Annotated in this window: 19 protein-coding genes; 17 read left to right on the top strand and 2 right to left on the bottom strand. The window is 55.4% G+C overall.

Annotated features, from left to right (window positions below; all coding sequences use genetic code 11):
• Nucleotides 1–252: 252 nt before the first annotated feature.
• The 3 genes from ACEVJL_RS13925 (at nt 253) to ACEVJL_RS13935 (ending at nt 1,254) form a co-directional block, all read left to right on the top strand.
• Nucleotides 253–642 carry a recombinase family protein gene (locus tag ACEVJL_RS13925; protein ID WP_071430640.1) on the top strand — a complete coding sequence of 130 codons (390 nt, stop codon included), beginning with the start codon at nt 253–255 and terminating at the stop codon, nt 640–642.
• 116 nt (nt 643–758) lie between these two features.
• Nucleotides 759–1,118 carry a hypothetical protein gene (locus ACEVJL_RS13930; protein WP_087334825.1) on the top strand — a complete coding sequence of 120 codons (360 nt, stop codon included), beginning with the start codon at nt 759–761 and terminating at the stop codon, nt 1,116–1,118.
• Complete coding sequence (locus ACEVJL_RS13935) at nt 1,111–1,254, top strand: hypothetical protein (RefSeq protein ID WP_164706804.1); 144 nt, start codon at nt 1,111–1,113, stop codon at nt 1,252–1,254. Before ACEVJL_RS13930 ends, ACEVJL_RS13935 begins: the two co-directional genes overlap by 8 nt.
• Nucleotides 1,255–1,407: 153 nt before the next feature.
• Here the strand turns inward: ACEVJL_RS13935 and ACEVJL_RS13940 are convergent, their stop codons facing one another.
• The gene (locus tag ACEVJL_RS13940) at nt 1,408–1,794 is read right to left on the bottom strand and encodes a DUF4368 domain-containing protein (protein WP_374738186.1); all 387 of its coding nucleotides are present in this window, start codon (nt 1,792–1,794) and stop codon (nt 1,408–1,410) included.
• On the bottom strand, nt 1,731–2,321 hold the full coding sequence (locus ACEVJL_RS13945; protein ID WP_374738187.1) for a CHC2 zinc finger domain-containing protein: 591 nt from the start codon (nt 2,319–2,321) through the stop codon (nt 1,731–1,733). The genes ACEVJL_RS13940 and ACEVJL_RS13945 overlap by 64 nt, the downstream gene beginning before the upstream one ends.
• A gap of 184 nt (nt 2,322–2,505) precedes the next feature.
• On the opposite strand from ACEVJL_RS13945, the gene ACEVJL_RS13950 reads away from it, so the two are divergent.
• The 14 genes from ACEVJL_RS13950 (at nt 2,506) to ACEVJL_RS14015 (ending at nt 16,740) form a co-directional block, all read left to right on the top strand.
• The gene (locus ACEVJL_RS13950; protein ID WP_374738188.1) at nt 2,506–3,633 is read left to right on the top strand and encodes a DUF6076 domain-containing protein; all 1,128 of its coding nucleotides are present in this window, start codon (nt 2,506–2,508) and stop codon (nt 3,631–3,633) included.
• Between the two features lie 30 nt (nt 3,634–3,663).
• Nucleotides 3,664–4,905 (top strand): hypothetical protein, encoded by a 1,242-nt coding sequence (locus ACEVJL_RS13955; RefSeq protein WP_374738189.1) that lies wholly within the window; start codon nt 3,664–3,666, stop codon nt 4,903–4,905.
• Between the two features lie 19 nt (nt 4,906–4,924).
• On the top strand, nt 4,925–7,405 hold the full coding sequence (locus ACEVJL_RS13960; RefSeq protein ID WP_374738190.1) for a helix-turn-helix transcriptional regulator: 2,481 nt from the start codon (nt 4,925–4,927) through the stop codon (nt 7,403–7,405).
• Between the two features lie 85 nt (nt 7,406–7,490).
• Nucleotides 7,491–7,730 (top strand): DUF2442 domain-containing protein, encoded by a 240-nt coding sequence (locus ACEVJL_RS13965; RefSeq protein ID WP_302643415.1) that lies wholly within the window; start codon nt 7,491–7,493, stop codon nt 7,728–7,730.
• A gap of 28 nt (nt 7,731–7,758) precedes the next feature.
• Complete coding sequence (locus tag ACEVJL_RS13970; RefSeq protein ID WP_374738191.1) at nt 7,759–8,514, top strand: hypothetical protein; 756 nt, start codon at nt 7,759–7,761, stop codon at nt 8,512–8,514.
• A 20-nt stretch (nt 8,515–8,534) separates the two neighbouring features.
• Nucleotides 8,535–9,263: a hypothetical protein gene (locus ACEVJL_RS13975; RefSeq protein ID WP_302667790.1), complete on the top strand. Its 729-nt coding sequence runs from the start codon at nt 8,535–8,537 to the stop codon at nt 9,261–9,263.
• 28 nt (nt 9,264–9,291) lie between these two features.
• Nucleotides 9,292–10,227 carry a hypothetical protein gene (locus tag ACEVJL_RS13980; protein ID WP_235396369.1) on the top strand — a complete coding sequence of 312 codons (936 nt, stop codon included), beginning with the start codon at nt 9,292–9,294 and terminating at the stop codon, nt 10,225–10,227.
• A 13-nt stretch (nt 10,228–10,240) separates the two neighbouring features.
• A complete protein-coding gene (locus ACEVJL_RS13985) occupies nt 10,241–11,068 on the top strand; it encodes a hypothetical protein (RefSeq protein WP_374738192.1) in 828 nt (275 codons plus the stop codon).
• An 18-nt stretch (nt 11,069–11,086) separates the two neighbouring features.
• Nucleotides 11,087–12,424: a hypothetical protein gene (locus ACEVJL_RS13990; RefSeq protein WP_374738193.1), complete on the top strand. Its 1,338-nt coding sequence runs from the start codon at nt 11,087–11,089 to the stop codon at nt 12,422–12,424.
• 12 nt (nt 12,425–12,436) lie between these two features.
• On the top strand, nt 12,437–13,381 hold the full coding sequence (locus tag ACEVJL_RS13995) for a hypothetical protein (protein ID WP_302667793.1): 945 nt from the start codon (nt 12,437–12,439) through the stop codon (nt 13,379–13,381).
• Between the two features lie 10 nt (nt 13,382–13,391).
• The gene (locus tag ACEVJL_RS14000) at nt 13,392–14,270 is read left to right on the top strand and encodes a DUF3137 domain-containing protein (protein ID WP_374738194.1); all 879 of its coding nucleotides are present in this window, start codon (nt 13,392–13,394) and stop codon (nt 14,268–14,270) included.
• A 14-nt stretch (nt 14,271–14,284) separates the two neighbouring features.
• On the top strand, nt 14,285–14,479 hold the full coding sequence (locus ACEVJL_RS14005; protein ID WP_235396359.1) for a hypothetical protein: 195 nt from the start codon (nt 14,285–14,287) through the stop codon (nt 14,477–14,479).
• A 38-nt stretch (nt 14,480–14,517) separates the two neighbouring features.
• The gene (locus ACEVJL_RS14010; RefSeq protein ID WP_235396357.1) at nt 14,518–15,054 is read left to right on the top strand and encodes a DUF3592 domain-containing protein; all 537 of its coding nucleotides are present in this window, start codon (nt 14,518–14,520) and stop codon (nt 15,052–15,054) included.
• A gap of 477 nt (nt 15,055–15,531) precedes the next feature.
• A complete protein-coding gene (locus tag ACEVJL_RS14015) occupies nt 15,532–16,740 on the top strand; it encodes a MalY/PatB family protein (protein ID WP_374738195.1) in 1,209 nt (402 codons plus the stop codon).
• Nucleotides 16,741–16,796 lie beyond the last annotated feature (56 nt).

Genomic DNA, 16,796 nt, shown 5'->3' on the forward strand with positions numbered 1-16,796 from the left:
GGATTCAAGACACAGACATAGATCCCGTACTCGTGCAGTGCCGCAGCTACCGGCTCATGGTAACGCCCTGTGGCTTCCATGATGACACGGGTATCTTCGCCCAATGCAATGATGGCATATGAAGTCTGGACCGATGATGAAAAAACTAAGTGGTGCCTGAAAGAACCGGAAGCCCTGTATGATTTCATCCGGGATGAATGTCAGGGCTGAGTGGTAGCGTCTCCCCAAATTCGTTCAAGGAGGTCAAATCAGATGTCTAAGTGCTGCCTATACTGCCGGGTAGATGGAGCGTCTACGGAAAGCAACTGTCTCGCCATAAACCAGCAGCTCACCGCACTCCGAAGCCTCGCCGGCCAGCTTGGTTTTTCGATTTCCGCAGAGATGCTCCAATATGAGAGCGGCTTGGACGCAAACCGACAGAGCATTCGAACGCTGATCCGTGATGCACGACATGGAGTCTATGACCGGGTGCTGGTGATGAACGGCGACCGTCTGGCTCGTGACGCCGAAGGTTTGGCGGCGATTGGAGAAAAGTTGACCGCAGCAGGAGTCCGGGTCTATTGCCCAGATGGCGAAATTGATCTGGCCCCCGCATATTCTCATGGTTATTTCCGGGTGGCAACGATGGAACAGACCATGTGATTGGGAAAAGTTCCCGTCCCACCTCTCTTCCACGGCCAAAGAAAATGCGGTATAATAAAAGAACCACATACACCAGACCGGGAAAGTTGCTCATTCCGGCGGAAGGAGATGTTGCCATGAGTTCATTAGAGGAAAAGAAAAGTGAGCTTGAGAGGGTCCTTGGGGTATTCCAGAACTACATTGAAGGCTCTGAATTGCTCGATGTGGTCTATTCGAAAAAGTTCGGGTATGTTCTGCTTGGCCTGCCTGCGGCGGATTCCATTGATGACTCCGATGTAACACGACTGGAAGATCCCGAAACATTGGTGAAAGAGATCTATCAGAATCTTGCATACGATTTTATGGAGCAGGAAGGGCACAGCGAGGATTACACGGAAGCCACCAATCTGGAAAAGCGAGCTATGCGGGAATGGATGAAAGAGTACACGGATCAGCTGCCGGAATACAACTACCTGCTGGACGAACTCCTTGGATGATGTGTCCGATGAAGCAGGCGCTTCCCTCAGTCAATTTTTCGGCATGGATAAAGCGGACATCTTTTTTGGTCGAACACTAAAATTGACCCTCGGGTGGAAAATCCGCAGCCATCGCAGCAAAACGGCAAAAAAATAATGGGTGAAGACCCGCAAAGCCTTGAAAGTCATGGATTTCCGCAAATATCTCAATTGGTCTTACACTCCATAAAAAGCCTTGAAATCAAAGGCTTAACAGTCGTAAGGAACTATAAGTCTTGCGGTGGGGCAGAGAACGGTGTGACCGTGAAGGTCACGCCGTTTTTCTGCGTCCAAGGGTAGATTCTGCGATCATGGGTTCTGCCAGTACGGGAATTTCCACCTCGTCTACGAAATTGAAGATGATCTCCACCTTCTGTCTGCGCTTGCCGCCAGACTTATCAGGTGCGTGAATGATGATCTTCTTGATGTACTCGTTGACGATCGTCTGCGTCAGCTCCGTGACATCCACATACTTTTTTGTCAGCGCAATGAAAGCGTCCAGATCGTCGCCCATTGTTTGACGCTGCTCGACCCATTCTTCCGTCGTTTCAATTTCGAGCTTTAACCGTTCCTGCTCCGCTTCATAGTCAGCCGTCATTTTCTTATACTTCTCCTTGCTGATCTCACCAAGAGCATAGTCCTCATAGAGCCGGGACATGACCACATCAAGATTGGCAAGGCGTTTTCTTGCCTGCTCCACGTGCTTCTGATCTTCCCGGATGTCCCGTTCCTGATCGGCGCGGCGGTAAACCGTGCGTGAACGGTCTCGTCAGACGACTGCGGCGCATACCGCAACTTCCACTCCCGCAGTACGCGGGCGTAATCGGACAGAACAGAAAAGCACAGCCGCTCGTTTTCCGTGAGCTGCTGTGCTTCTGTTTGCTGTCTGCGCTTTTCAAGAATTTTCTTTGTTGGCGGTCGGTCCGTGTCAATGCCGAAGTCTGCCGCAAGCCGCTGGGCGGCTTCGTAAAGCGGCAAATCAAAAAAGTCTGCGGCAAAGTCAATCACGTCCCCATGTGCGCCGCAGGCAAAACAAAAATAATGATTGTCTGCCACATACAGGCTGGGGTGCCGGTCGTTGTGAAACGGACAGAGGGCTTTGCCCTGCCGGCTGACAGATACCCCGTACCGTTCCGCAGCTTCCCGACAGCTCACGCCATACTTGACGTTTTGAAAAAGGTTCATGCTGTATCCTCCGTAAAATAGATTCAAGAGAAAGTTTTCTTCCCTCTCTGTCTGTTTTATGTTCGGATTCGTAAATAACAGGCGGATGGCATGACAAGTTCATTTCAAAAAACATGACAGGTCTTTCCACGTTCATATTCTCGTGGTATAATGAAAATAGAAAAACGTGACAGGAGGACGCAGTATGGCACAGGAGCTTATCAGCCACAAGGTTTTATCTTTGGATTTCTGGCAGGATACCGTGACCTACGCGGGCAGCGTCATGCCGACCGGAACGATCGGCTGCGCGGTATTGAACATTCCCGACGAAACGATCACGCGATTGGACGCGCCGTGCATGATCCTGAATCAACTGCTGACCGGCATTGGCTTAAAGAATGTAGATATGCAGCTTCTCCCGAAAGCACAGGAGGCGGGACGGGCTATCATTCACGAGCTACACGATGTCCAGCCGTTTTCCCATTTGGACAGAAAACAGTTTGAAGATTACCTCACGCCGGCGTTTTCCGAAGAAGCGTTTGCCGAACTGAACAATTATTTGCAGCTTTCGATGGAGCAGCAGGCGCTCAGCGGTGTCATGGGCACACAGCCTTTGGCGGCACTCCTGATCCGCGTCATTCCGGTGCTGGGGCATCTGAGCTATTCCCTGCGACAGTATAAAATGACGTTGACTGCATTTGCAGAGTTCTTGCAAGAAAACGCCGAAATACGGACGCCCATTGGATATGCCGCCGCGTTTGGGCAGTTTTTCAGGGAGAACGCCACCTTGGAAGAAAGCAATCCGTCGTGGATGGCGCTGACCAATGCGACGGTGCAGTATGTTCCCGCGATCCATCCCGGCAATGCGGAGGCGCAGCTCGTCAAGCGGATGCACTTTGTATCCTTTGTTGGGATGTTTCGCGCCGATCTTTTTGAGGGGTTATGCGTCGGGCACGCGCCGAGAAAATGCGCCGTCTGCGGGAAATGGTTCCTGACCACCGACGCGCGGCACACGAAATATTGCAGCGGCTACGCGCCAAATGACAAACGCGGTCGCACCTGCCGTCAGGTCGGAAATCTTCGCGGGCGGGAGCAGCGGGAGCTTGCCCCTGACCATCCTATCAAGAAAATCTATACAAAGCGGTTCAACACGATCACGCAGTATCTTGGGCGCGGCACGCTGGACGAGCAGACCGCCGCTGTGATGAAAGTACTTGCAAAAAGCAAGCTGGAAAAAGCGCTGCAAGACAATGACTATGCGCAGGGTAGCTATGCCACCGAAATGGAGCAGACGGCTTTGTTGGCAGAAGCGAAAGCGAATAGGAAGCAGTAATCAAAACCCACAGCGGAAGGAGGTGCGGAGATGAAGGATAATCGTAATGAGATGATACCAGCGCAGTTTGTGGACTGGACATGGGATTTGACCGGCTATGTGGCAAAAGTACCGTTCTATAATGCCGATGATCTGACCATGCGCGAAGTCCAGAACGTCTTTCAGCTTGACCCGGAACCGCCCAAAATGGAACTGAACGACTACATACGCGAAACAGCCCATCGCAAAGACCTTGCATACTTTTCCTTCTTCCTGCACCACTTTGAAAAGCGGCTGAACGGTGTAATTTACCGCTTTCTCACCCGCAACGGATATGACCGCTACGACCCGGCGCGGTTTCTGGACTACAAGCTGGAAGTCCTGCAAATGCTGCTGTACTGTCTGCCGAGGTTTGACCCAGAGCAGGAGACGGAGTTTCTGAAATACGCGAAACACTATATCCGGGACGGACTGCTGTTCTGCCGTATGATGGGCGAAGCCGGTTCCTTTGCCAGCCTTGCGGAGTACCGGCGTGTGCGGCAGATTGGCGCGATATATAACAATTCGGGTAAAAGCCGCGCAGAGGTCATTTCTGAGTTCGCCGCCCAAAGCGGATATAAGGGCGAAAGCGTTTCTGCGGACGAGCTGCTGACCATTGCCCGGCGCAACCGCAGTATCGTTTCCCTCTATCGAATGGAGCAGGACGAGGACGGCGAGGAAACTGGCGAGGATGTGACGCGCGACGATAGCTGGAACTATGCCGACATCCTCTGGAACGGGATTCAGGCAAAGACGGTCGCGGCGGCATTTGACCAGCTATCCTATAAAGAGCAATGGTATCTGGAAAAGCGGAACGCCATCTGCATGACCTGCGGTCGCGTCAGCACTTTGTCTACGCAGTCCACCTTTGAGGACTTGGCGGTGGATTTTGAGGGAACAACAGCCAGCGGCGCGGAGAGGTTTTACCGGCGCACATTGGACAAGCTGCGCCTGAAGCTGCTGGAACGCGGCCTTGTTCATACCGTAACGCTGAAGCAGACCGAGTGCCGCAAAAAGAACAAAAAAATAGCCGCCGCTGTCTACCTGTATCGGGCGGACAACGACGGCGAATGGGGTGAGATTCGGTTTGATTTTGAAAACGGCACAGCGGAGATCGTGAAGCTGGCAGATTGGGACACGATAAAATCCAATGTCTTTGCTAAGACAGCAATACGATATGTCCAGAGTTTGCCGGAGGTACGGATGCTGAGATTCGTAGTCGTGCCGTTTGAGTCGGAGACTTTGGGAAAATAAATCGTCGGAGGTACGCATTATGCCAAAATCAAAATGGAATTTGAATACCATTTACATATCCGAGCGGCTGCAGGAGAGCCTGCGGCCCATCTCCCGCTGCGCCATGACCACCGTGGTCGCCCCCATGGGCTACGGAAAGACCACGGCGGTGAACTGGTATCTGGAGGAGCGCGCCAAGGCGGAAACCCTGAAAATCATCCGCATCAGCGTGTATTCCGATAACCTTGCGATCTTCTGGAAAAGCGTACAGGAGGCGTTTGCCCGCGCGGGCTTCCCCTTCCTGCGGGAATATCCTTGCCCCACGGACGCAGCGGGCAGCGGACTGATGGTGGATGACCTCTGCCATGAGTTGGCGGGAGAAACATCCTGCTACATTTTCATTGACGATTTTCATCTGCTGACGGACAGACGTGCCTCGACCTTCCTTTGTATGCTGGCAAACCGGCTGCCCGTCAATGTGCATTTGATCGTCGCCAGCCGGGACCGTTTTGTGCCCGCTGCGGAGACGGTGCGGCTGGGGGCAAAGGCCTATCAAATTGGCACGGAGCAGCTGCGCCTGAACCATACGGAGCTTGCCGTCTATGCCCACCGCTGCGGCACGGATCTTTCCGATGCACAGGTCGAAAGCCTCCTCTATTCCAGCGAGGGCTGGTTCTCCGCCGTGTACCTGAATCTGCGAACGCTCTCTGAGCGCGGCGTGCTACCGAGCCGCAATTCCGACATCTATACCACCTTTACCGCCGCCATGATCGATCCGCTGCCGGAAAAACAGCGGGAGTTTTTGGCGGTCATGGGACTTGCCGATGAATTTACCATCGAAATGGCGCAGTGTATCACAGGCGACGCGGACGCTGGGCAAATTCTCTCCATGCTGACTGCGCAAAACGCCTTTGTCACGCGCCTGCCTGACGGCGCGACCTATCGCTTCCACCACATGATGAAGGAGTGCGCAGAGCGCAGCTTTCTGACGATGAAAGCAGAAACGCAGAAACGCTATTGGGAGCGGTTCGGTTTCTGGTATGAAGAACATAAGCAATATCTTCATGCCATCGCTGCTTACCGGAAAAGCGAAAACTACGATGCGCTGCTGCGGGTCATTCGCAGCGATGCGGGCATCCTGCTGGCGTCGCTGAAGCCCGAGGATGTGCTGACAGCGCTGGACAAATGCCCCGCCGAAACGCTAAAGGCCTGTCCCCTTGCCATTCTGGTGCTGATGCGCCGGATGTTCACATGGCGTCAAATTCCGAAGATGCTGGAGCTGAAGGCACTGCTGCTGTCAGCTATTGAGGAGCACCCGGAGCTTTCCGAAGAAGAACGCGGCAACCTGCTGGGCGAATGCGACCTCATTCTGAGTTTTCTCTGCTACAATGACATCAGCGACATGAGCCGCCTGCACCGCAGCGCCAGCGCGCAGATGTCCCGCCCCGCCATCAGCATCCAGAATAGCGGCGGCTGGACCTTCGGCTCGCCGTCCGTTCTGATGATGTTCTACCGCGCACCGGGAGAACTCGAAAGCGAGCTTGCCGAGATGGACGAGTGTATGCCCCATTACTATAAGGTCACCAACCACCACGGACAGGGTGCGGAAACCATCATGCGCGCGGAGGCCCTGTTCTGTCAGGGCCGTTTCACCGATGCGCATATCGAATTGGAACGTGCCTATGCGCAGGTCAAGGACAACGGGCAGATCAACATGGCACTCTGCTGCGACTTTCTGTCGTGGCGGCTCTCGCGGTATACAGATGTGGAGCAGCATTATACCTTTGAGGAGCGATACGCGGCGCTGCTGCGCTATCACGACGCCTCATGGATCAACCTTTGGTGTGCCACCAGTGCCTATTACCATGCACTATGCGGCGAAACGGATAAAATACCTGAAATTTTTTCGCAGCACCGGCTCTCTGATATCAATATGCTTGCGCCGGGTAAGCCTATGATGGAAATGATCGAAAATCAGGTGTATCTTGCCCAAGGCGCTTATGCCCGGGTGGTGGGGTACAGCGCAGAGCTGCTACCGGTCTGCGAAGCCATGCACTATGCGCTGGTGGCCCTGCACATCCGCATCCAGACAGCGGCAGCCTATGAACGCCTGGGAAAGAGCGAGGAAGCCCGCGCATGGCTGGGGAAGGCCCTCTCTGATGCCGCGCCGGACGGTATTGTGATGCCGTTCGTGGAAAACTATGCGCATTTGAAGCCCCTGCTGGCGCGGGAGATCAAAACTGACCTGATCGCGAAGATCACCGAGCTTGGCGAAGGGGCAGGGGCGCGAAACGCGGCAAGCGCCCGTCCGGCGGTCTTTGACGCACTGACACCGCGGGAATTCGAGATCGTGGAGCTGATGGCGCAGCGGCTTTCCAACCGCGAGATCGCGGAAAAGCTCTATCTCTCCGAGGGGAGCGTCAAGCAGTATGTGAATCAGATCTATTCCAAGCTTCATATGGAGGGTGACACCCGAACCAAGCGGAAGCGGCTTGCCGAGCTATTCGGGCAAAAGACCTAACCTTTGGTTAATGGTTATCCCATACGATCCACCGTACAATATATGTACGGTGGATTTTTATTTTGGCGGAAAGGAGGGCACGCACTTGAACCGAAGGTATCTCACAGCCGTCACGCCGCTGCCCAACCATGTTTTGCAGGTGGATTTTGTGTCCGGAAGCCGGCTTTTGCTGGACATGAAGCCGTATCTGGACAAGATCCGGTTTCGCCCGCTGGCAGATGCGCGGGTATGGAACAGCGCTGTGACCAACGGCATCTTTGTCCGCTTCGGCGATGTGGAGCTGAGCCATGATGAGATATTGTCTATGGCGGAACAGGAACATTGACACAGTTGATCTGAAAAAGGAGAAGAACATGATGAAACACGTAAATAAATATTTGTCTCTTGCATTGGCTCTGGTGCTGTGCCTGAGCCTTGCCGCCTGCGGCGAGAGCAACGAAGACTACGGCGATGACGGCAGCGACTACAATTTATACGGCGTTCCGGATTCCTTTGAGGGGCTGGTCAAGGACAGCGAACAGATGGCGAACCTGTATATCTACGGCGGCGCATGGACGGGCGAGGACGGCGGCACGCTGATCGTCTCCAACAATGATGAGGGCGACGAGGTGCGCTTTGCGCTGTACGACATCGACGAAGAGCTGACTGCCAGCGGCTTTATTCAGTTCGTACCGGAGTATGACTATGATTATTTCTACAATGAGCACGACGGCGTGGCCTACCGCAGCTGGTTCGACGAGGTCGGCGCCCTGCATGTGGCCGAGTTTGGCACCTTTACGCAGATGACCGGCGACGCGCCGGGCGAGAATACCGGCGACATCGATTTTGAGATGATGGCGGGCACCTGGTACCTGGACGCCGAGGCGGATGCGCCCAGCATCCTTGTGTTTGACGAAAACGGCGGCTGGGAGTTGCTGGAGCGTCCCGGCGGCGACGGCGACCCCACCACGGTGGACAGCGGCACCATCGAGTTGGCCCCCGAAGGCTCCGAGGAGATGTATCTCGCTGTTTCCTCCCAGTTCGACGATGTGGGTTATGAATTTACCCTCCTTGACCACGACACGCTGCGCTGGGGCAGTGAGTTCGAGTTTTATCAAAAAATGGCATAGCGGCTGCGGGAAGGAGAGAGATGAAAAAGCAACTTGTCCTATTCTTGGCGCTGGCATTGTGCCTGGGCTTGACCGCCTGCGGCGAAACCGAATCTGACGATACGCAAAGCGGCTATGAGACCGTCATGGATATGGAATTTCTCGACGGGATGTGGAGCATCGACGGCACCGCGAAGTTATACTTTGACAGTACGGAGGGCTTTTACGCCTACCGCACTCGCTGGGGACTCGGCGGGCGCGGAGAATTCGAGCTGTCCGAGGCGAGCGGCCGGCCGATGATCTTCTTCAACGGTCTTCTCTACAACTTCCTCCTGCGCGACGATGGCGTGCTGCTGCCAAACCGGAACGGCGAGGGCGAGGGCATGGGCCTCTATCTTTACGACAACGGGACGCGCGCCTACCTCTGCCCCGGTGACGACGGCAACAGCTTCACCCTCTCCGCCGATCGCTTCGGCCGCTACGGGGACGATCAGCATTTTGACGGCGTCTTCTACCGCGATGCCGACTTCTACACCTACACGGACATGGAAAACGCGGAATTTTATGAAGACGAATACTCCACCTTCTATGTCTGGTACTACGACGGCGTGAACCGCTACCTGTTGGGCAACGATTACACCATCGGCGACGACGGCCTTGCCTACCACGATGAAGACGGCCTCGTCTATCCTGCGGGCTGGATCCCCGAAGAACCATATGATCCCGCTGTTGACTGGGGCGCAAACTGGATGGACAGTTGGGACATCTGAGGTCCCGCGGAAGAAGGAGGAAAATGAAATGAGACAACGGAGACCCATTTTGATATTCGCCCTGGCGCTGCTCTGTCTGAGCCTTGCCGCCTGCGGTGCGAAGCAGTATCCCATGCAGATCACCGTGGTGAACCGCAGCACCTACCCCATCGCGGATATCCGCATCAGCCTTACCTCGGAGGAGGGTTGGGGCGAAAACCGCCTGGAGACCACGCTGAAGGAAGGCGAAAGCGCCGGGATCGACCTGGGCGAGTACACGGAAGAACAGCTAAGCGCAGGCTTCCACCTTCAGTTCTACGGGGAGGACGGCCAGCCCGTCAACCCGGACTACGATCCCAGTTCCTCTACCTTTTTTGAAAACGGCGATTTCCTCATTTTCTCGCCGCCAGATCTCGGCATCGCCATCTTCATGGACACCGCTTACGACCGGGAGACCTATGACCAGAAGATCGCGGAGCTCTACGCTGCGGACGGCGACGGCCGGGGCGATGTGATCTCACAGGATGGCATCCCGGTTTTGATGGGTGGCGCACTGCCTTTTACCAATATGCAGAACCTGCTCTCTGAGAATCATGACGACGGCACCTACCGCTATGAGGATATCACCGAGGACGGGCAGCTCCTTGTGGTCAATGCGGCGGAGCAAAGCTGCTTTGTTCCGGATGTGCAGGAGCTGGACGATTATCTGACAGCCTGCGCTCTGTCTTTAAGTGGTGCGGATACCTATGAGCTGTTGTCCGCCGAAGAAAATGAGGAATACAGCAAAAATTTAAGCTATCCGGTTTACATCGTAACCTATACCGCCGGTGAGAACGAAGATACCCGGGAATGGACCGTGTTTGTCATGGACACCGACATTTGTACCTATCTTTACGGCTTCTGCGTACCCCCCGATGCTGCGGCGGATATGGATGAGACCTATCAAAATATTTTTTCGCAGCTGTATTTGAGCGATGAAGAATGAGGAGGAATATCACATGAAGAGAAAAAAGCCATATCTTCTGGCGGAACTGGTATTGCTGCTTTTCCTGCTGTGTACAGCCTGCGGCAATGCGGAGGGACAAATCGCCCCGCAGGATGATCCCAACGAGGGTTTGGGAGGTGGTCTCAACGAGGACACCGTCAACGACTTCAGCGGCTTCGAGGGTATCTGGCTGGGCGAAGCAAATAATGACTACGACTCCATGGAGTTCGACGCCGAGGGCAACTGGACCCTCTACCTCAGCGGTGAAGTGGTGGACGACGGCTACCTCCGCTATGAGCCGGAGTGGGAGGCCATCTATGCCTACAGCAACTTGGACGATTCCGGCAGCCTCATCGCCATGGAGGACGGCCAGCTCTACAGCGCCGCTTACGGCTACTTCAACCCCGGCGAAGGGATGGAGTACCTTTGGTATGAAGACGGCGGTCGTCTCACCGAGGATGACGAGCCCGATCCCTCGGGGGACGAGGTGCCCGACTGGAACGGCAGTTTAGACGGAGACCCGGACTCCTATTGGAGCTGGGATTCCGACCTCTGCCAGCGGAATGTCTCCGAATTCGAGGGTATCTGGTACTATGACGGCGACCTCTCGGCTGAGACCTATATCGTCATCGACGGTAACGGAAACTGGAGCTATTACCAGCGCGCCCCCGGCGCTGAGCCTGCGGAAATGGACTGTGGAGTTTTCACCTACTCCATGGACGAGGTGAGCACCTATTATGCGGACTCCACCATGTATGACGGCGTTTCTTACCGGGTCTTTGAGGTTGACGAGGACTCTCTGGTCTGGGGCGATGAGGGCGTTTACTACATGATGGAGTGATGGAAAGGAAGGAGAACCATGAAGAATCGATGGAAACATATTTTTATCCCTGTGCTGACCATGGCGCTCTGCCTGAGCCTTGCCGCCTGCGGCAATTCTGACAATGTCGCGGGAGATGACTGGCGCACGACCGGCATGGTAGTTGGCAGCGGTACCATCACCCATGATGGCGAGAGCGTGGATGTGCTGGTCACGGTGAGCGAGAGCAGCGCGGCCTTCTACCGGGATCTGCCGGAACAGGTCCTCTTTGACAGCGTGTCCTTTCCCATGAACATCCCAGACGCGGAGCAGGCATTCAACGCCATCTCCTTTGACGATATGGACGACGACGGGGAAAGCGATGTGCTGGTCAGCTTCATCCACGAAAACGGCGACGCTACGGAGCTGATCTGGATCTGGGACCCGGTGGAGCGCTATGTCTTCCGAGAGGACCTTTCCACCGTTGCCATCAGCGGCGGTGACCTCAGCGGCGATGATCTCAGCGAGTATGTGGGCCTTTGGGAGTATCAAGGGGAGAACCTCTGGCTGCGCATCCGCGACGACGCCACATGGGAATTTGTAAACGATCAGGATGAAGTGATCGAATACGGTACGCTTTGGGTGGACGAATATGGCATCACGCTCCACTTTGACGGCAGCGGCGACACCTTGCAGCTGGACCGCACCGTCAGCGGCGACCTGATGGACATTACAAACGGCGGATCTCTCTTCCCGGTGGAGGGCATCCAGTCTCAGCAGCCGTACTTCACGAGAAACGGCCTTGAGATCAACGCCGCCGTGGAGATGGGGCCATTCCTGCTGGAAGACGGGGTTTGCAGCTATTCGGGCCTCGGCGATGGCTACAACACCGACGACTGCTATTGGGAGATCACGAAGAACGGCGACTACACCCACGACGGCATCCGCGAGTTGCACTTTGACGCCATCTGCTACATCCCGGAGGACTCCATCCCCTACTTTGACCAGCAGTATACGACTGTCACCAGCAGTGAGCTCTATGACTTCTACACCGGTATGTGGCTCACCACCTCTACGGCCTATGGCAACAGCCAGCGCGGGGACAACTATTATCTCCACACCATCAGCTGGCAGGGGAACAGTTATCTCATTGAATTCGCCTACTCCACTGACTGGCAGTACAACGTGGGCGACTGGGCGCAGGTCCTGACCAAGAGCTACGCCGTCTATCTCCCGGAGGACTATGACGGTCTGGTCTTTGCCGCCGAGGCGCAGCCGGACAACTATAAAGACAGTGCCAAACGTATGCAGCTGGACAGCATTTCGCCCGAAGCTGCCCTCATGGACATCGACACTGTGGATCCCTACCGCAGCCTGTATTTCAGCCTTTGCTACTAAGGAGGGACGGCTATGCGAAAGAAACGCAACGACTTTGACGCTGTGGGCGCCGAGCGCATGACCGACACGGAGCTGTCAAAAAAGCTGGGAAGCTATCAGAGAATGGAGAGCATCGGAATCCTGCTAGGCGTTATTCTGGTGATCACCGGGTGCATCATGATGTTTGTGTATCGCAATATTATTGTGATCTGCATTCTGGCCTTTTCCGGTGTGGCACTGTTCCTGTTGGTGGCACAGCCCGCCCAGAAGAAGAAAAAAGCCCTGATGAAGCAGCAGCTGGGCGGCTTCTTCCGCACGGAGCTGACAAAAGCCTTCGGTCCGGAGCCGGAGCCGGCCACGCTGCCCATCGACTGGGCGTACCTGACGGCGGCAAAGCTGTCGACGGTCTCCTTTACAGAGTGTACCGTGACGGACTTCCACGAGGGCGAGCACAAGGGGCTGCGGTTCTCCGCCGCCAACGTGGAGCTGCGCCGCACGGTGGAAGAAAAGTCCGGCCCCGACAACGACAACTGGATGACCCGAACCGAGACGCTGTTCCGCGGCATCGTGGTCCGCTGCAAGGACATCTGTGACCCGACGCTGGACATTGCCCTGAACGATATGTTCCAGGAGCGGAAGAAGGACGACATCACCGACCCTGCCGCCTTCCGGAAGCACTTTGCCGCTCACACGGCGGATGGCCGGGAGGCGGACGATCAGGTCACACCGCAGCTGCGTGACCTGGTACAGAAGCTGGAGGAATCTTCCAGAACTTCCAAGCTGTGCGGTCTTATTCTCCGTGACGGCGATCTGACGCTGGCTCTGAACACCCGGTATGTGTTTGCGGGCGTTCCGGAGGAGCTGGATCTGCGGGACATCGACGGCATCCGCAAGTGGTTCATCGCCTCGCTGACCGGTATGGGCAATCTGCTGGATCTGATAACGGAAAGCCCCGCACTGACCGGCACGACAGAATAAGGAGAAGAATATGGAAGAAAAAAGCAGGAACATGACGGATGAACATCTGTCGCGGCAGCTTCGCAAAAGCAAGAGCGGCAAATTGGGCGGAAAACTCCTTTCGCTGGTGGGCGGTGTGGTCGCCATCGCAGGCATCATTCTGGGCGGCAACATTGTGCTGGTCGTCATCGGCGGCGTAATCCTTGGCTTGGGGCAGATGGTGCAGGGCAAGTCCAAGGACAAGGCAAGCCAGCAGACCTTCGATGCCATCGCACCGGACATCGTAAGCGCTGCCCTTGAAAACGTGCAGATGAGCCCCACGCCGCATCTTCTGGACGCAGAGGACACGAACATACCCCTGCCCAGACACACCCATTGCAGCGGCAGCGGGTATATCCGCGGAACTTATCGCGGCCTGACCACGGAGCTGTGTACCGTCCGGCTGACGGAAGTCAGCGAGTTTCAGCGGGAGGAGACCGGCCTGTGGGAAAAGAACGAGCAGGAGGTCTACACCGGCCAGTGGATGCTGTGCCAGCTGAACCGGGAATTTCCCACATGGCTGACCATCTGGCCGCGGGACAGACTGGATAAGCTGTTCAGCTCCAAAACCATCCAAACAGGGAATGAGGGCTTTGACAAGCGCTTCAATCTGAGCAGCGACGATGAAGCGGCGGCTCTGCGCATCCTGTCCCCCGGCCGGATGGAACGGATTCTGGCGCTGGCAGATTCCTCCATCGGTAAATTCGCCGTGAATCTCAACTCGGACGGCAGGCTGTATATCGCGGTTCACAGCGGACACGGCTTCTTTGATATCGGCAAAGGCCATGAGAATCCGACGCAGCTGCGGCAGCGCTTTGCCCGCGAACTGAAATGGTTCACGGATATGATCGACGCATTTCGCGACGTGTAAAGGAGGTGGACAGTATGCCTCTTTGGCTCGCTGCGGCGCTGCTGTTGCTGTCGCTGCTGGGGATAGTCCTCTCCCGCCGTTACTTGCGGAAACCGGTTCAATCGGTCTGTGTCGTCCTCTGCGTTCTGCTGGCAGTAGCCTGCGCCGCTTATATCGGACTGACCCTTCTGTTTGTGGATGCGGTACAGAACCAGCCGCCGGTATCGTAAAAAGAGATCCCCGCCCATAGCGGCAGGAAGGAGGACATATGAAGAGTATCAAAGTTATCGTGATCGGTTTCATTCTTGCGATAGCGCTTGTGGTATGGCCCGTAGAATATATGCAGTATATCACAGCGGGCATTGGCTTTCTCCTCGCGGCCGTGCTGATGGCATGGCTTGGTGTCCATCGTCGAAAAAGCGCACAGAAGGAATACGAGGATGATGTGCGGCGGTACACCGGCACCACGATGATGAAGGTGGTATGGATCGAGGAATCGGCCGATGAACGGTGGGAGCACCAAAAGGACGGCAGTGATCGGCTGCGCCGGGAGACGGTTTATCTTCCAACCTATGAGTATGCGGTAAATGGCAGGACCTATCAGTACGCAAGCCGTCAGGCCCTTTCCAGCAAGCGGGATCTCGGGCGGCAGGTGGTTGGCTATTACGATCCCGATCGGCCCGACCACATTACGGAAAACCGCCCCCGAAAACCTGTCCTGGGCGGATTCCTGTTCTTCTTCGGAGCTCTAATCCTGCTGTTTTTCGGGATCATGACATTTACCGGTCAGGTCGCCTTTTCCTGATGCCAGGCATGTATAACCACTGCGATCAGGGATACAGTTCCGGAACAACCGTCTGCGCGGTAGAGCGGAATAACAAAAAAATTGAAGCAAAAAGCGAAGGCACCCAGAATGCCTTCGCTTTTTTGCTTCTGTTCTGCACACCTGAAACTGTCAGCTAACAGTAATAAGGTTGAATTAGTTCCTTATCGCTGTTAAACCAACGATTTCAAGGCTTTTTTGAACCGGAAGATTTTGGGTCAAGATGCAGGGAGCCGTAGTATTAAATTTTGGCTTTTTTGGTGGTCAAAATTTAGTGCAAAGCAGCCGCTTGTAAATTTGGTTATTGCAGCGTTGGAGATAAGTGGAATCCCAGCGGGTGATGCGTTGAAATTGCACTCAAATATCTGTATAATGAAGAAAAACACAATAAAAAACTGCATTTACCGGGAAACTCTGTGTACCATCCAAAAGTGATTTTAAGAAAGAAGGCAGATGACTTTGAAGTACGATTTCACATCCATTATTGATCGCCGCGGCATGGATTCCATTGCCGTGGAAGGCATCGGCCACAAGGTTTGGGGCAACGAACCCACCGCTCCCAAGGAGGGGTTTGATTCCATCCCTATGTGGGTGGCAGACATGAACTTTGCTACCTGTCCGGCTGTGCCTGCCGCTGTGATGGAGCGCACCAAGCACCCTCTCTACGGCTATTTCCTGCCCCGGGACGAATACTACCAGAGCATCATAAACTGGCAGACCAAGCGCAATGGCTTTGCCGGACTCAAACGGGACTACATCGGCTACGAGAACGGGGTCCACGGCTGTGTGACCAGCGCCGTTCAGACCCTCTCGGCTCCCGGAGACCGGATTTTGCTCCACAGTCCCACCTATGTGGGCTTTCGCGCCGATGTGGAGGGCTTGGGACGGAAATCCGTGTACAGCCCGCTCAAACGGGATGAAAACGGCGTGTGGCGCATGGACTATGAGGACATGGACCGCAAGCTGAAGAAATACCACATCCACCTGGCCATTTTCTGTTCCCCCCACAACCCCACAGGCCGGGTCTGGGAGCGTTGGGAGCTGGAAAAGGCCATGGAGGTGTATGAGGCCAACCAGTGCCTGGTGATCTCCGATGAGATCTGGGCGGACATTGCCTACACTCAGCACACTCCCACCCTGATGGTCAATAACTGGGCCAGAGAGCACACCGTGGCCGTCTACGCCCCGTCCAAGACCTTCAATCTGGCGGGCCTTATTGGCAGCTACCACATCATCTACAATGATTATCTCCGGGACCGGGTGAAGGCCTGGGGCGACGCCACCCACTATAATGAAATGAACGTCCTCTCCATGCACGCCCTCATCGGGGCCTATTCCGACGAGGGACAGGCGTGGACGGACGAGCTGCTCCAGGTGCTGGAGGGCAACTGCAAGTACGCCTATGAACATATCCGGGACCACTACCAGGGCGTGTTTGCCGCCATGCCTCAGGGCACCTATATGTTGTTCCTGGACCTGGCCGACTACTGCCAGCGCACCGGAAGGACACTGGATGAGGTGATCCAGGCCGGCTGGGACGTGGGCGTGGGCTGGCAGGACGGCCGGGCCTTTAACGGTCCCTGCCACATCCGCATGAACATGGCCTCTCCCCTCTCCCGTATCCAGGAGGCGTTTGATCGCCTGGACAACTATGTGTTTCATAAGTAAGGAGGATCTTTTGTAACGGCTGCTGACGCCAAGAGTCCGGAGAACATTGGGTTCTT

This window comes from Flintibacter porci (genome assembly GCF_041925195.1).
Classification (GTDB): domain Bacteria; phylum Bacillota; class Clostridia; order Oscillospirales; family Oscillospiraceae; genus Lawsonibacter; species Lawsonibacter porci.

Coding starts and splice junctions, on each gene's coding strand:
- ACEVJL_RS13960 (WP_374738190.1), top strand. CDS start 4,925: ATGCCAAAATCAAAATGGAATTTGAATACCATTTACATATCCGAGCGG.
- ACEVJL_RS13975 (WP_302667790.1), top strand. CDS start 8,535: ATGAAAAAGCAACTTGTCCTATTCTTGGCGCTGGCATTGTGCCTGGGC.
- ACEVJL_RS13990 (WP_374738193.1), top strand. CDS start 11,087: ATGAAGAATCGATGGAAACATATTTTTATCCCTGTGCTGACCATGGCG.
- ACEVJL_RS13995 (WP_302667793.1), top strand. CDS start 12,437: ATGCGAAAGAAACGCAACGACTTTGACGCTGTGGGCGCCGAGCGCATG.
- ACEVJL_RS13925 (WP_071430640.1), top strand. CDS start 253: ATGTCTAAGTGCTGCCTATACTGCCGGGTAGATGGAGCGTCTACGGAA.
- ACEVJL_RS13985 (WP_374738192.1), top strand. CDS start 10,241: ATGAAGAGAAAAAAGCCATATCTTCTGGCGGAACTGGTATTGCTGCTT.
- ACEVJL_RS14000 (WP_374738194.1), top strand. CDS start 13,392: ATGGAAGAAAAAAGCAGGAACATGACGGATGAACATCTGTCGCGGCAG.
- ACEVJL_RS13930 (WP_087334825.1), top strand. CDS start 759: ATGAGTTCATTAGAGGAAAAGAAAAGTGAGCTTGAGAGGGTCCTTGGG.
- ACEVJL_RS13955 (WP_374738189.1), top strand. CDS start 3,664: ATGAAGGATAATCGTAATGAGATGATACCAGCGCAGTTTGTGGACTGG.
- ACEVJL_RS13970 (WP_374738191.1), top strand. CDS start 7,759: ATGATGAAACACGTAAATAAATATTTGTCTCTTGCATTGGCTCTGGTG.
- ACEVJL_RS14010 (WP_235396357.1), top strand. CDS start 14,518: ATGAAGAGTATCAAAGTTATCGTGATCGGTTTCATTCTTGCGATAGCG.
- ACEVJL_RS13980 (WP_235396369.1), top strand. CDS start 9,292: ATGAGACAACGGAGACCCATTTTGATATTCGCCCTGGCGCTGCTCTGT.
- ACEVJL_RS13945 (WP_374738187.1), bottom strand. CDS start 2,321: ATGAACCTTTTTCAAAACGTCAAGTATGGCGTGAGCTGTCGGGAAGCT.
- ACEVJL_RS13950 (WP_374738188.1), top strand. CDS start 2,506: ATGGCACAGGAGCTTATCAGCCACAAGGTTTTATCTTTGGATTTCTGG.
- ACEVJL_RS14005 (WP_235396359.1), top strand. CDS start 14,285: ATGCCTCTTTGGCTCGCTGCGGCGCTGCTGTTGCTGTCGCTGCTGGGG.
- ACEVJL_RS13940 (WP_374738186.1), bottom strand. CDS start 1,794: ATGTCCCGGCTCTATGAGGACTATGCTCTTGGTGAGATCAGCAAGGAG.